This is a genomic window from Paenibacillus sp. P4_A9 (genome assembly GCF_056402415.1).
This window is the reverse complement of record NZ_JBFUHL010000057.1, coordinates 1-16,917: the sequence shown is the minus strand read 5'-3', so window position 1 is coordinate 16,917 and position 16,917 is coordinate 1. Positions and strand designations below refer to the sequence as shown.

The following is a 16,917-nucleotide window of genomic DNA, read 5'->3' as shown; positions in this document are numbered from 1 at the left end:
CAGGAGAATACTCTTTTTACAATGTAACCTTTCATTATTATTTGCTACTATTACTTCAATTCAACCTTTCATTTATCGTTCGATGTTAGTTCCCTCCAAAACTACATACTCCTACATTACTTGATCCGGAAGGAAGTAATTGAGATAAATTGTATCCTTGAAGATATTCGGTCGATTTGTTAATAGGGGGGATCTCAATGTAGGTGAAAACGTATTGCAACAACACGGATGGAAACAGAAAAACAATGAAATGAAGGAGAAGTGTAAATAAAATGGGCAAATTTTTAACGAAAATTACATCAATTGCATTGGCCTCAGCGATGGTAATGACGACATTTACATTTGCCAATACAATCGTAAGCGCAAGCGAGGTAAACGTTCAATCTCAACGGAGTGTAATGAAAATAATTTATATTTCTACAAACGGTAACGACACTTTCGGTGACGGTTCACAGGTTAATCCGTTTGCTACTTTACAAAAGGCGCAACAAGCCGTGCAACAAATTAATCAAAACATGACAGGCAATATCATAGTTAGCATTGCGCCAGGCGACTATTACATGCCAAGCACTCTTAATCTTACGCCGCAAGATTCCGGCACAAACGGCTACAACATTGTTTATGAAAGCTCGGGCGGAATTGGCGCTGCAAAGCTTTATGGCGGCAAACCTGTTGATTCGAACGGCTGGACACAAGCGGCCCAAAGCGACGTTACCAACTACGGTATGTTAACAGGCATGGTAGGTAAGGTGTGGAAGGTTCAATTGAACAAAGCGGACTATCCCACAACATTCGGCGGATTGAATTCACCGGCTTTTAATACATTATATGTGGATGATGCGCGGGCAACGACAGCAAGAACGCCAAACCTTATTCCTCAGGCGGGATTCCCTGAAGCCAAGGATACCTACAACCGCGTAGCCGGAAGTTCCAATGGTAGTAATATTCAAATCAATAAGAGTGATTTAACTGCAGATCAGATCAACGGATTGCAGCTAGCGCAGCAAAACGGCGAGGAAGTCGCCCAAGTGTTCACTTGGGACGGCGGTACAGGCGGCGTTAACGGTACGTGGGACTGGTTTAGCGATACGGAACCTGTCGCAAGTGCAACCGTGGGTACCTCAACAATTACACTGAACCAGCCACAAGCAAATGGCACGGATTTCTATAATAAATACCAATATAGAGTAAAATATACAGTAAGTGACGGTTCGAGATATTTCCTGCAACATAACCTCTCGTTCCTTGACACACCGGGCGAATACCATTATGACAAAACAACAGGCGTACTTTATTACTATCCGGCCGATGGAACGATGGCAAATAAAACCGTTGTTACGCCAACCATGCAAACTGTCATTAATCTGCAGGGTACACCGAAGGCAAACCCCGGTGATCAACCCAATCCGACGCTGCAAGTACACAACATTGTTTTTGATGGTCTTGCCGTAAAGGACACAGAGTTTAGTGACTATTACAGCTATACCTATAACTATGGTGATGCTAATGGTGGCATTGGTCAATTCCCGCCGGTAGCATTGATGCCGGGCGTAACCGAGCCGGCATATGTCGAATCTGCCGAACGTCCGGCTTTCCAAGTCGGCAGTATTGCGTTGCAAGGCACCAACCACATAACAATCAAAAACAGCGACATTAAAAATGCCGGTATTTACGGTATCTTTATGCTCGGTGACAATCAGTACAACACGATTGAGAACACCACGGTTGAGCACACCGGTGGCGGGGGGATTTCCATTGATGGCGGATATCCTGGCGTCGGTAAATATTCCAACCATCATACGATTAACAATGTTCTGATCCATGACGTCGGTCAGCTTGTAGGTCATGCTGTTGCTCTTACCGTTATGAGTTGTGGTCAGAGCACATTTAGCCACTTGGAGATTTATAATTCACCTAAACGCGCAATGCTTATTCTTGGCGGTTACCCTCGCGGCGGTCAAGGTGCGAACCCAAATTTTGATAACGTAAGAGATAACTATACTGTCGGCAATCATTTCTCATACATCTACGTGCACCACACACATCAAGATGCAGGCGAAGATAGCGCTATTTTCATGTCATGGCTTACTGCCGGAGGCGGAACATGGTATTCTGCTGCGACTCAGCACGGATCAAATGATGTTAACCATCTAACAACGAACCTGTCACAAATTGATACTTCAGTTGATCGTTATAATTATATGGATCAGGTGCTTATCTCTGATATAGGTACTGCGGCTTCCGTACATGAAAAAAATTCGGTTGGCGGATTGGATACAGCTATGGGCGCAACCGGGTTTGTTTTCTCAAACATTCAAGCACTGAACACGCAAAGTCACTCATTGGCCATTCGTCCTGGCAGCTATGGAGATATGTATATTTTCCAAAATACCACAAACAATGTCGAAAGCGTAACAAGCGTGAAGTCGTTTGACCCGTCAAAAATGCAATACGGTTTAATTGGTTTAACGCCGTCCTTCCCGACTGATTTGCTCGGAGCGAATAGACACGTCTACCAACAAACAATACCGTCAAATGTATATTTTTCGGATACGTTTAACTCAGATACACTTGACATGACAAAGTGGGCAGTAGAAAAAGGCAATGTAGATATGTCTATGGGCGTATTGGCAAATCCGACCGACCCGCGACTTGGTATACGCTCGCTTCCAATTTATACACCACTTAATGCGAGCGGTGTTGTTGTTAGTCGTCCCTTTGCACAGCCACTCAATAAGGTTGTAACTGTCAAGTTTTTCGACAGACATAAAGATTATTTCACAGGAGACTCTCCAACAACCGTTCCGAATGACCCTATTTTGGCTCATACGTATTTGCGCGTCGATGACGGTAAAACGGTATTAGGAATTGGTGCCAACGGTAATGTATCGAAAGATTACTATACAATCCAAAAAGGCAATCAGTCGATTGTAACCAATGTGCGACGTGATTTTGGCTGGCGTACCCTTACGATGGACTATTCCTCCGGAACTGATGTAAAGATTTCTGTTGACGGTCAGCAAGTGGCAGCATATACAGCGGCAGATAGTGTCTCCACTACATTCTCATACGTTGGTATGGGCGACTGGGGAACAAGCTGGCCAGATGGAAAAGCGGTTGGCAGCTCCACAGATTTCGGCGACTTTTACATCTATGGCGGCCAGGACTCTCAGCCGGTTCAACCAGTTGTAATCGTACCACCCACAGCAGCCTCAACCCAGATGTATTCAGAGAATTTCAGTGGATACCCGATGGGGAGCACGATCAGACCGACAGGATGGGTAGACAACAGAGACCCTTCGGGTAACTTGGTTAAATATCAAATCGTACAAGACGCAACAGTCGGCCAGGTCGAAAGGATTACATCGCCGGACAATGTTGTATACTACGGTGGGGGTAATACATCACTTACAAATTACACATTCACTGCTAAAATGAAATTTGTGTCATGGTCGGGCAACACTAACGGTACATATGCTACTTTTGGCCCATCCGTTTTTGCCAGTACTAATAGTGGAGCAAATGTATCCCGTTATGAATTCAGGTATAATAATCCGAATCTCACGAATGGTCAATGGCAAATCTACCAAAGAGGTGGCAGCCCTACCGACAATATTTTAGTAACCAATATCCAAATGCCTACCGGCTTCAACATGAATAACTGGAATACGTACAAAATTGTAGCCAGCAAAGGAAATATAACGTTCTACATCAATGACACTCAGGTTGCGACAGTATCCAATCCTAGTAATGCGTTTGGCGGCTTTGGACTTGGCGGATATGATGCTACGTTTGATGTTGCAAACATTAGCCTTGTGCAGAATCCTACTAATCCTCCACAGGCGAACATTTCATCCGGGACTTATAATAATGCGCAAAGCGTTACCCTTACACCGGCAAGTTCAAGCGATTCTGTGTATTACACCACAGATGGTTCCGATCCGGCAATCAACGGAACACTTTATACCGGAAATCCGATTTCCATTAATGCTACTTGTACACTTAAAGTTGTAGAAGTTAATAGTAGTGGGGTTTACAGTCAGACAGCCGGTTATAACTACACGATTAACGGAACAACGGCGATACAGACTGCAACGGGTGTTAACAAACAACCGCTCAATGATGCAATAACAAATGCAAAGTCTGTTGCGCAAGGGAACAATTCAACTGCAAGTTGGAATGCTTTACAAGCGGCAATACTCAATGCAAAAACGGTGTTAGGAAACAATAGTGCTACCAGTACAGATATTGTTAACGCAGTAGTTGTTTTGCAAAACGTCAAAGCTCATCTTGAACCTGCGGTTGCTCAAAATTCAAACGCTTCCCTTCCAACAGTTGATAAAGTGGCCGGAACATACGCAAACCCATTAGCAGTGAATGTGCAACCCGGCACTGCTGGTGAAAAAGTTTACTATACGCTGGACGGTTCAGACCCATCAATCAACGGAATGCTGTATACGGGTCCTATACCAATCAATAACAGTGGTACATTGAAAGTGGTTGAAGTAAGCAACAGTGGGAATTTTTCTTCAGTCTCGACCTATGCTTACATAATCACTAACCCTACTGCTTCCACTCCAGTAGTGTTTGCAAACCCACGTTCACAGATTGTAACCGATCCTCAACTTGTAACCTTCGGTACTTCGGCATGGGCTTCTGATGGTGGAACACTCACTTATCAGTGGCAGGTTTCAACCGATAACGGTACAACATGGAGCAACATTAGTGACGCGACAAGCAGTACCTATACAACTGCTTCACCGGTAACAGTTGCTAACGATGGTACAAAGTATCAGTGCTTGATCACGAACACAACTAACTCGCTCATACCGGCAATCTATACGACACTTGCCGCAACTCTAAATGTCGTAGCGATGCCGACGAGTGCGAATTCTTTTTTGATCTCAGCTAAGAACGCAACCCCTACAAACAGTATCAGCAATGGCACTAACGGGCCTACAGGTACCGCATCCGTGACATTCACTGCTGATCAAGCTGGCGAATATTACTATATAGTGGTGTACAGTGCGGCCGCACAACCAACCATTTCCACTTCTGGAGCCGGAGTAACTACTAATGTAGGCGATAACACCATTAGTATTCCAAATCTCGCACCGTATGTACCGTATACGGTCTATATCCGAGAGAAGGATTCGACTGGCAGTCTTAGCAACATTCTCAAAGTAGATATAAGCAGCGGTACGCCTGATCTTAGTTTTGCAACATCGGGTAACGGTACGGTAACCCAAGGCAGTGCTGGCAACTATCTTTCCGGTACGGCAATGCCTGTAGTCGCAACTCCGGCTACGGGGTCATACTTCCTTAATTGGACTGCATCCAATGCAGGGTTGTTTGCTGATGCGAACAGCGCATCAACAGAATTCGCTACATCGTTCTATGATAATACCGTAACAGCAAATTTCTACAATGTGTCGAACTTTAATGTATCAACTACTAGCACAGTACACGGCGGAACAAACACCGACCTAACTGTTGATGTTGAGGGCACAAATTTAAACAACCCTGGTGCTGCCGTTGGCGTATACGTGTTAGTGAATGGTCAAAGCTATGATGTAAAAGCGGGAACGCAAACTATTAATGTGTTAGCCCCTTCAAGCGGTGATCATATGATAGCTCAGCTTTATGACCTGAATGGAAACCTGCTTGGTACAAGTAATATTCCCGTCAATCAATTTGATTCATCGCTAGTAGGAATTACAGCACCAGCATCTGTTACTGGGGTTGCAAACGGAACGGCAAAGACGGCAGCAGCTCTTGGCTTGCCAGAAACGGTCGAACTGGTAACCGATCCAGCGGGAAGCCTGACTGCCAATGTGACATGGGCTGTGTATGCTTCATCCTATGATCCGTCCTCACAAGCAGGCCAGACGTTCACCGTGAACGGAACAGTAACTTTGCCTGACGGAGTTGCAAATCCGAGCAACTTGGAATTGACAACAAGCATCAGCGTGACAGTATTGCCAGCGCCTGTATCGCTTCAAGCTACCCTTACCAGTGAGCAGCAGGTAATGGCTGGAAATGAATTGGATCTCACGATGGGATTGAGTGGCGTTACACCAAGTGAATTCCAACGTATTAATGCCCAAATGTTGACTCTTACCTATGATGCGGCGAATATGCAGCTGGGTACGGTGACCTCTCTCGTTTACGGATTGCAAGTCATCGACCAAAAAGAGACAGTGCCGGGACATGTTCAATTTATTCTTGCAAGCACAGATCCTGATGGATTTATTCCGCAAGGAGATGTACTGAAATTTAGCTTTACCGCCAAAGCTGTAACCCAAGTTACGAATATAGCCTTTGGTGTAAGCAATATTAAAATTGCCAACGGTCTAGGCAACGAATTGCAAATTAACGGAGCTTCTTCCAGCACAAAAATTATTTTACCTGCAGTACCGGTGGATAAGACATCACTGAATACCTTAATTACAAGCACCCAAGCTAAGCATGATGCTGCAGTAGAAGGAAATATGGATGGTCAGTATTTGCCAGGATCAAAGGCAATTCTTCAGTCGGCCATAGATAACGCAACTGCAACAGCTATGAACCCGAATGCTACTCAGGTTCAGGTGAATAATGCCAAAGCTGCGCTAGAAGAGGCAGTTCAGGCATTTGAAAACAAAATAATAACAGCAGATGTCAATGGAAACGGAAATATTTCCATTGGGGACTTGGCTATTGTTTCGGCAAGCTATGGCAAGCAATCAGGTCAAAACGGTTGGAATGCCAAAGCCGATGTCAATAAAGACGGTAAGGTAGATATTGTTGACCTTGCGATCGTAGCCAAAGCGATCATTCATTAAACTGATCATTGAAAATGAGGGGTGAACGCGGTTTCTCCCCCTTTTCAATATATGTTTGCATGGCAAGTGCATAAAGAAAACTATTAAATACGAATTAATAATTTTAATAACTGAAAAATGAGATTCTACACAGGCACTTTCGTGTACTTGAACCATAAGTACATAAAAGTGCCTATTTTACAGTCAAAATTGCAATGAAATGCTCCTTTTACACTAGGTTTTGTGAACTGGTTAAAGTAAGATGTGGTCAAGAGAGGGAGGTGGACATGATAGCTTACCCGGAAGTTATTGCACACCCATCCTAGAAAAACTAAACACGCTTCCGCCATCAAGATACACACTACCGCTATAGGTCTGCTTGAATAACAAAAAAGCATCTGTATTTAATTGGATATTTAAGAGGAGGAAAGTACGTTGTATAAAAAACAGGTAAGTATTATTTTGGCTTCTTGTATGATTTTCACCTCATTAATTGGAACGGGAAGTAGTGTTTATGCTTCTGAAACCGCTATCAATTCAACAACTGGGGATCGCATACAAGCAGAATTCTTTGTATCACCATCAGGAAGTGATACCAATGATGGTTCTTATGATCATCCTTTCGCCACCCTGCAGGCGGCTCGGGATGCCGTCCGATTAATCAACAGCGATATGAAGGGGGATATTTACGTTTTTATAGCTGCAGGTAATTATTACGTCAATAATACGATTTCATTCAATGAAAGCGATTCGGGCACCAATGGGTTTAACATTATTTATAGGAATTTGGATGAATTGGGAAGCGCGAAATTTATTGGCGGGAATAAAGTCACTTCGGCATGGAATGTAGTTTCACGTACTGGCGCAGATGCCGACTTGCCTGTCAGCGCAGATGGAAGCGTCTACAAGACCTTTGTGGGGACGGGAGTCAACTTTAATACGTTATATGTAAACGATGAAAGAGCAGTAATGGCGAGAACAAAGAATTTAAACCGGTATCCCGGGTTTCCTGCATCTAGTTCGGAATATATGAAGGCAATGGGAGGAAGTATATCGTCACTTATTTATAAAAGTACCAACAGCCAGTATATAAAGGCGAAAGCTGTGGATAATTCAACCAATACCGAGTGGGTGTCCAACAGTGAAGATAATCCATGGATACAGCTGGGATGGAGCAGCAGCCAGACTGTCAACAAGGTCACGCTTCATGATCGAGTGAATACGACTGACTGGATAAAGGGAGGTACAATGACTTTCAGCGATGGAAGCTCAATAGATGTAACAGGGATTCCAAATGATGGCTCAGCTAAAGATGTTACATTTCCAGATAAGACCATAACCTGGGTGAAATTCCAGGTGACAGGCAGCAGCGGTAATAATGGCCTTTCAGAATTTAAGGCATGGAATACGTCAAACGTCAATATTTCACCAAATGCCGCAGTTACAGTGTCGTCTGAATACGGCGTTGGTAATAGTCTGGATGCCGTATCTGAAGCCGGTCTGGTAAATGCACAGGCACGCGGCGAGCTGGATGCACAGGTGTATATTTGGGATTGGGATTACAGGGATTGGATGACAGATACGATTCCGCTTGCAAGCATCAATACTTCCACAGGTGCAATTAATTTTAAAACAACAGCCGGTCATCCCGAGGCATACCGTCCGCATTTTGCCATAGGCGCCGCTGCCAGGTTTGTTTTACAGGGGAATTTAGGCTTTTTGGATCAGCCAGGCGAATATTACTTCAATAAAACAACCGGATACCTGTATTACTATCCGAAATCAGGCACAGGCGACATAAGTAGTCAGGATATCGTAATTCCCAAACTCGAGAAAATAATTGAAGTCAAGGGCTCATCACGCACAAGCCCTGCATCGAACATAACCTTTGACGGTTTGCAGATCAAGGACACTAATTTCCCTGACTACTACAGTTTTGCATGGAATTATGGAGATGTTTATGGCATGGGTATTTACCCGCCGGAAGCTCAAGTTGTCGGAGTCAAACAGCCATCTTACAGCGAACAGACCGAAAGAGTTGAGTTTCAGACAGGTGCCTTGCAACTTACGAACACAAACCATATTACAATAACAAATGCACACGTATTGAATGCAGGAATGATGGGGATAAATGTATACCTTGCCAACCAGTATACGAATATCAATAACTCCCTGATAGAGGGCATCGGCAACAACGGTATTCAACTGGAGGGCGGTTATCCGGGCCTCGGCGGGGACTCGCAAGGGAACGGCTATAACAGCTATAACACTATAACAAATACGATTGTTCGTAATATAGGCGAACTGGTCGGTTCAGCAAGCGGCATTACAATCATGAATTCAGGCTATAATACATTATCTCATCTGGAGGTTTACAATTCGTCGAGAAGAGGAATCTTCCTTTCCGGCGGATATAGCCGTAATCCCAACTATCCGGCTCCGGATGGAAACCCAAGTACGATAGATGGGGACCGTGATTACGATCCTATGACTGATTTGTATGCGCATCATAACACCTTCGAATATATCTATTTGCATGACAACCAGCAAGACGGCGGGGATGATGGATCATTCTTTGCGTGCTTCTTGTACAGAGGTCCGACCAACAGACCGAATTATATTAATCAGATGCTCATCGGCAGCACTGGGGCAAACCCGAGTATGGCGGATATAGCTCCAAATAACATGAACCTTGACATGGGAACATCAGGATTCGAAATAAGCAATTTTAAATCCGTCAATCCACAGCACTACAATGCTGAAATAGGCGGCGGCGATTCAAGATATGTATTGACCAACACAAACATTGATTTTGGTACTGCTTATAATCAACTTGCTACTTTCAACGATTCCTTAATGGATTATGCACACATTGGTGTGGGGGTTGATTTTCCAAGTGTATTTTTGCCGGCGAAAACTCTGGTTCAAGAACCAAACAACATCTATTTCAAGGAAAACTTTGAAAATGGATTGAATTTTTCGAAATGGTCCTATAAAGGAAAAGCGCCTGATGTTACAAAGGAATGGATGTCTGAGGATGCTTTGAGTGGGAAACAGGCGTTAAAGATCGATAGTGACAGTGCTGTAAGTGGTTTTAAGCCTGTGTTATATCGCAATTTTTCAACGAATCTCAATAAAATTGTGACTGTAAAATTGTTTGACAGACAAAATAATAGTCTGGCTCCTTACGATTCGGGTGCCCCGATCTCAACAACGGTAAAATCCTTGGCACGAGTAGACAATGGCAGCAATACTGTAGGGTTAGGCCTGGACACGACGGTAAGTGGAAGCTATTATGTCATGTTGAATGACTCAACTGAAACGGCAACTTCTGTTCGGCGCACCTATGGCTGGCATGAGTTGAAATGGGATTACACCAGTGAGACTGATGTGAAGCTTTACATTGATGGTATATTGGTCAACACATTAAATACATCCACTAATTTCAATCATGTTGATCTAGGGTCTGATGATGGCAAAGGTGTAAGCTATTACGACCAATTGTACATTTATGGCGGTAAAGATGCACCCAGTCCCGGTTCGATCCCAATTCCCGTTATACCAGCTTATGATTCTTCTAACGATAATGTAATTCAGCTAGACAAAAACTTTGCAGACGGTGTGGTTCCAACCTTTAATCTTTACGGCGGCGGAACACCTCCTGGAACTCCTGTATTGAGCGTTATCGCCGATCCGAATAACCCGAGTAATAAAGTACTGCAAGAAGTGATCAAGGACGGGAATGCTTTTTACCAATCCGGAGCACCTTGGAATAACTATATTGTTAATTTGAAATGGAAATTTGTTGGTTGGGGTGCCAATAATATTCTTAATCAGCAATATGACAATTTTACAATCTATGTGATGACCAAAGAACCTAATAGTTCAAACCCGTCAGCCTATCAAGTCATCTACAGAAGAAATAAATTAGGAGTCGCTGGTTTTCCAGCGGGCACTCCATATTTTGAAATTTCAAAGCATAACCCTGGCGATACTTCACTCGGAAAGGTCGCAGTGCCAAGTGGATTCGTTGAGACGGATTGGCATAATTTTGAGATTCAAACTTACGGCGGTAAAGTCGGGTTTGTCGTAGACGGAACCAAGATATTATCGGCTAATGACGGGGCTTATACCTCTGGTGGTGTTGGTTTCGGAGGAATTAATGCAACGGTAATGCTAGATGACATTAAGATTACCTCCAATCCGACGTATGTAAAATATGGAACGAATTTTAATCTAGGCAACGTTAACTTGAACGGTACTTTCAATCCGGGCTATACAACTTATGGAGCCACTGTTATCGATAATTCACAGCCTGTCACTTTGAAAAGACCTCTACCAGTGATCGCTGGTGCGAGTACTGCTATTTCGCTTAACGGTGTCGATATTACAGCAAGCTTCCCTGACTATACAACTCCGACTGCGCTGAATCTGCTGAACGGAAGAAATACGTTGGTCATATCGGAAACCACGACGGCAGGAACCAAAAACTACACGATTTACATTGACAAAGTCTATTCGATCTCGTCGATCGGATCGATCGCTCCTATCACAACGATGCTTGGTACTGCTCCTGTTTTGCCATCCACAACGATCGTTACGTTTGGGGACGGTAGCAGCCAAGTTGCTACAATTATTTGGGACAACGTGAATCCGTCATCGTACAAAAATAATACAGGTACGTTTACAGTAAATGGGCAATTGGTCGGGCTTGAAGCGTCCGTCAGTACAACTGTAACAGTCAATGGGCTCGAGTCTATAGGCACACTTCAACCTGTTTCCACTGTTGCGGGTACGGCGCCAGTATTAGCACAGTCGATTAGCGCCCAGTTTACTAACGAAACAAAAGATTTATCGTTAAGTTTCGCGGACTTGGATCCTGCGATGTATGCAAAGCCCGGCACATTCATAGCGGTTGCAACTGCGGATCAATATACGGGCGATGTATTACAAATGGTGACAGTAATGCCATCAACGCTTACACTTTCGGGAATAACAGCACCAGAATCCATCACTGGAGTTTCAAATGGAACGGCGAAGACGGCAGCAGCTCTGGGCTTGCCAACAACCGTAGAGCTGGTAACCGATACGGCGGAGAGCCTGACTGCCAGTGTGGCATGGAATGTGGATGCTTCATCCTATGATCCTTCCTCACACGCAGGCCAGACGTTCACCGTGAACGGAACAGTAACTTTGCCTGACGGAGTTGCAAATCCGAACAACGTGGCACTGACAACAAGTATCAGCGTGACAGTATTACCAGCTCCAGTATCACCTCACGCTACCCTTACGAGTGGGCAGCAGGTAATAACTGGAGAAGCATTGGATTTAACAATGGGATTGAGCAATGTTACTCAAACTGAATTCCAGCGTATCAATGCTCAAGAGTTGACGCTTACCTATGATGCGGTAAGCATGCAGCTGGGTTCGGTGACCTCACTTGTTTACGGATTGCAAGTCATCGACCAAAAAGAGGCAGTACCAGGACACGTTCAGATTGTTCTTGCAAGCACAGACCCCGATGGATTTGCTTCTCAAGGAGATTTACTGAAATTTAGCTTTACCGCCAAAACTGTAACCCAAGTTACAAATACAACCTTTGGTGTAAGCAACTTTACAATTGCCAACGGTCTAGGTAACGAAATGCAAATTAACGGAGCCTCTTCCAGCGCACAAATTATTTTACCTGCAGTACCGGTGGATAAGACATCGCTGAACGACTTAATTACAAGCGCTCAAGCTAAGCATGATGCTGCAGTAGAAGGAAATATGGATGGTCAGTATTTGACGGGTTCAAAGGCAATCCTTCAGTTGGCCATTGATAATGCGAGTGCAACAGCTATTAACCCGAATGCTACTCAGGTTCAGGTGGATAATGCCAAAACTGCGCTTGAAGCGGCAGTTCAGGCATTTGAGAACAAAATAATAACAGCAGATGTCAATGGAAATGGAACTATTTCCATTGGGGACTTGGCTATTGTTTCTTCAAGCTATGGCAAACAACCAGGTCARTCYGGCTGGAATGWCAAWGCGGATGTCAATAAAGACGGCAAGGTAGATATTACAGACTTGGCAATCGTAGCCAAAGCTATCATACATTAAACGGATCATTGATAATGTGGGGAGAAATCGGTTTCTCTCTGAAAATGAGATTTTACACAGGCACTTTAGTGTACTTGAACGATAAGTACACTAAAGTGCCTGTTTTTACAATGAAAAATGCAATAAAATGCTCTTATTACAGTTGGATTTTTGCACTGGTTATAGTAACATGTGATCAACAGATAGGAGGTGAACATGATAGCTTACCCAGAAGTTATTACAAGTCCGGCTGGAATGAGTTCCTCCCCCCTTTTCAAAACATGGCAAGGGCATAAAGAAAGGATGACTTTTACGATGATAAAAAAACTGCTCGCTTATATGCTGGCATTGCTACTAATTGTTACAACATGTCCCCAAAATATCATACATGCTGACGCAGGACCGCAGTTTCTATTGACGATCTCAAACGAAAGCCCGAAGGCAGGAAACAAATTTCAAGTAACGGTGAATGGAAAGCAGTTAAGTGACTTGTATGCGTATGAGCTTAATCTAACTTACGATTCTAGTAAGATAGAGTTTGTGAGTGGTGACAGCCAAAGCGGTGGCTTTGCTATAAAACCTATTGTGGACGGAAACAAAATTCAAATCGCACATACGCAAATTGGAGATACACCAGGTCAAAACGGAAATGCACTATTAGCCACATTAACCTTTCGCGCAGTGAATGAAGAAGTTGCTGATATCGTGCTGAACAGCGTGAAACTGGTGAATTCGCAGTTAGATTCTACACTTACGTCGGTCAACGAGAAGGTATCGGCAAATGGTRGGAAGAAATCAAGTCGGATCATCCTCACACCTGTCGTGAAGGTAGACTCTGTATCAAACATCGCAACGTCAACCGTTGATGCAGCTGCTTGGGAAAAAGCTCAAAAGCAAGCGGTGTCTGATTCAAGTGGAAAAGGAACGATCAGCCTAGAATTTCCACAAACAACAGAAGCAAAAACCTATTTGCAGCAGATACCCTCTTATATGATGTCTAGTGATAAGAAACAATATCAAGTTGAAATTATAACTCCTATCGGCATTATCGTTATTCCAAGCAATATGTTCCGAGAAGGTGATTTGACRGATAGCCAGACCGAGCTTCTTATCTCTCGAGCAGATACCAGCAAGTTAGACGCAAGCGCGCAGAATAAAGTCGGATCTCATCCGGTCATTGAGCTTACCGTTCAATCCGGCGGCAGAACAATTGCTTTCAATAACCCGAAAGCCCCTGTAATCGTTAGCGTACCTTATTCTCCTACAGTGGAGGAACAGAAACATCCAGAGCATATCGTCGTTTGGTATATTGATGGAGAAGGAAACATTAATTCTGTAAAGAATGGAAAGTATAATTCTGCCACAGGTCTAGTGACTTTCTCGACTACACACTTCAGCACGTATGCGATTTCGTTCGTTCAAAAATCATTTAATGATATTTCTTCCATGGACTGGGCCAAGCATTCAATCGAAGTTTTGGCATCCAAAGGAATAATCAATGGTACGACAGATCGTCAATTTAGTCCGTTGCAGCAAGTAACCCGAGCAGATTTCCTATTGCTGTTATTGCGAACGCTTAATTTGCAAGGGCCTATGGGCGATCGATTCGCAGATGTTAACGATGGCGATTATTATGAAGAAGCAGTAAGGATTGCCAGAGGGTTAGGAATTACGGGCGGAATTGGAAATAACCAATTCAATCCTCAGGCTTCCATTACAAGAGAGGATATGATGGTGCTGACGGAAAAAGCGCTTAGAATTAGCGATCAGCTGACAATCGACGCTTCGGAAGCCGAGCTTGGCTCATTTACGGATACTCCGGAGATTTCGAATTACGCTGCTGGTAGTATCGCTACTCTTGTCAAGTCAGGGTTAATCAACGGCTACGACAATAAGCTTTACCCGAAAGGAACAACGACTCGCGCGGAAGCGGCGCAATTGATGTACAACATTTATAACTATTAAACGAAAATGAATGACACGGAGAGAGCCCCCTTTACTAACAAAGGGGGCTCTACGCTTTTCGTAAGGTTACTGCAATATGGGGTTCTGTCACCAATTTTCATATGTCATTGCATCTTAGTTTGATCTCGATATTGCTGGGGAGTAAAGCCCTCCATGCTTTTGAAAAGCCGATGGAAATAAGTTACGTTATTAAACCCAAGAATACTGGAAATGTCCTTGATGCTGTCATTGGTTTGGATCAGCATTGATTTCGCTACGTTGATCTTCACACGATTAGCGTATACGATAGGAGATTCTCCGACAATTTTTTTGAAAGCCGTGCAAAAGAAATTTTCACTTAAGCCAGCTAGCGCTGACAATTCTTCTAAATTGAAGCATGAAGCCGGACGGTTATCAATGTAGGCTTTTGCTTTAAGAATTCCGTTGAGATGTCTTCTAAGAGAATGATGCCGAGTGGCTAACACGGCCTCATCAATTCTCGACTCATAAAGTTTGTGCAAGAGCTGCATTAGCAAAGTTTTCAAAGTGAATTGATTGTGCTTACCTGATTGAACATTCTCCTCGAAGATCTGTCTAAACAACATCTCCCACACCGGATTCTCTATTACTTCTTTAAACATCGGGAAGATCTCTTTCCATAACTTATCTTCGTTTCTGGGTTCGGCATCGTTGTTTAAAGATAATGTTCCTTGGTAAATTTGTTCTTTGGCTGGATCATACGATATGTCAAATACAACCAAATAACAATAATAAGGTGCAAAGCCTTGCACCTTTACACCAGGAGGTCGGAAAAATAAATTCCCCTTACGTACATTATGTCTTTTGCCTTCCGTTACTATATATCCATCACCCCAAGTTATTAATTCCAATTCAAACCATCGAGTCGTTCGTGGGGGGAAGGGTTCTCCTGTGGGAGGGCAATTAATTGGATTGACATTGATACAACCAAGGATGTACGGATTAATTTCGTTTAAGTAGAATTTATCGTCCAAAAACTCGACCTCCTTTATTTTCCCATTACTGAAATCATACAACAAAATGAGGAATATTGTATAACAATATTATAGGAATGTTTATTTTCATAGGGTTTTTTATATGAGAAAATGAGTTGAATCGTACAATAGATATGAAGGGGTTGATCAAGCTGTCCAACAGTTATAACTTTAAAGCTTTCTAATACAATTTCACTTTTCTCGTTTATTTTTTCAAAAAAAGTAAGAGGGATGACACCCTCGCAGGAGGAAAGTCTATGTTAAAGTTCATGCTAAGAAAGACAATCTGTACTTTTGTATCCGCTTCCATGGTATTATCGGCGTTCGCAACAATAACAAATCGTGCATATGCAGACACAACAAGTGCGTCCAACATTCAAGCTGAATTTTTTGTTTCGTCTAAAGGCAGCGACTCTAACCCTGGTACATACGAAAAGCCGCTTGCCACGCTGGATGGCGCACGCAAAGCTGTTGAAACAATTAACGAAGATATGACTGGCGACATCTATGTTTTCTTTGAACCTGGTAAATATTACACACCGAATACTGTCAACTTTACTACGGCAGATTCCGGTACTAATGGACACCATGTGATCTATAAAACATTAGGCGCACCAGGCAGTGCCAAATTTGTTGGAGGCATGAAAGCATCCTCCGGTTGGACACAGGTTCAGGCATCAACCAACTCAGCAAATCCAGACTCGGATATGCAACAAACTTTGGTTGGCCAAGTGTATAAGACAAATTTGCAGTCGCAATTGAATACCATTTTTCCAAATGGACTTCCTGCAACATCAGGACCGTTGCCGCTAAATGCAAACGGAGCGTTTCATGTAAACACCATGTATGTCAACGATATCAGAGCGACTCAGGCAAAAACATTGAACTCAAATAAATATCCAGGCTTCCCTTCATCATTTTTTGACAATCCGCTATTTTCTGCAGGCGGGTCTTATATCAATATGACTTATAAGGCTGCCGACGCAACCAATATCTTTGAAACCAAGCTTGCGAATGCACAAACCCGGGGCGATTTAACTGCACAGATTGGGCGATTTAACTGCACAGATTGTGAC

The 16,917-nt window shown here is 43.4% G+C and carries 5 protein-coding genes; 4 read left to right on the top strand and 1 reads right to left on the bottom strand.

Annotation, left to right across the window (positions count from 1 at the left end; all coding sequences use genetic code 11):
- The first annotated feature begins 272 nt into the window (after positions 1 to 272).
- The 3 genes from AC1DVJ_RS24740 to AC1DVJ_RS24730 all read left to right on the top strand — a co-directional run bounded on the left by AC1DVJ_RS24740 (position 273) and on the right by AC1DVJ_RS24730 (position 14,849).
- On the top strand, positions 273 to 6,824 hold the full coding sequence (locus AC1DVJ_RS24740; RefSeq protein WP_477594370.1) for a chitobiase/beta-hexosaminidase C-terminal domain-containing protein: 6,552 nt from the start codon (positions 273 to 275) through the stop codon (positions 6,822 to 6,824).
- Positions 6,825 to 7,238: 414 nt separating this feature from the next.
- The gene (locus tag AC1DVJ_RS24735) at positions 7,239 to 12,905 is read left to right on the top strand and encodes a DUF7402 domain-containing protein (RefSeq protein ID WP_477594368.1); all 5,667 of its coding nucleotides are present in this window, start codon (positions 7,239 to 7,241) and stop codon (positions 12,903 to 12,905) included.
- A 294-nt stretch (positions 12,906 to 13,199) separates the two neighbouring features.
- Positions 13,200 to 14,849: an S-layer homology domain-containing protein gene (locus tag AC1DVJ_RS24730; protein WP_477594366.1), complete on the top strand. Its 1,650-nt coding sequence runs from the start codon at positions 13,200 to 13,202 to the stop codon at positions 14,847 to 14,849.
- 104 nt (positions 14,850 to 14,953) lie between these two features.
- Here AC1DVJ_RS24730 and AC1DVJ_RS24725 read toward each other — a convergent pair whose 3' ends face one another.
- Positions 14,954 to 15,841, bottom strand: coding sequence for an AraC family transcriptional regulator (locus tag AC1DVJ_RS24725; protein ID WP_477594364.1), 888 nt, complete (start codon positions 15,839 to 15,841; stop codon positions 14,954 to 14,956).
- Between the two features lie 257 nt (positions 15,842 to 16,098).
- Between AC1DVJ_RS24725 and AC1DVJ_RS24720 the strand changes: the two genes are divergently transcribed.
- Positions 16,099 to 16,917, top strand: an 819-nt coding sequence (locus AC1DVJ_RS24720; RefSeq protein ID WP_477594362.1) for a right-handed parallel beta-helix repeat-containing protein, incomplete at its 3' end; no start/stop codon positions are given.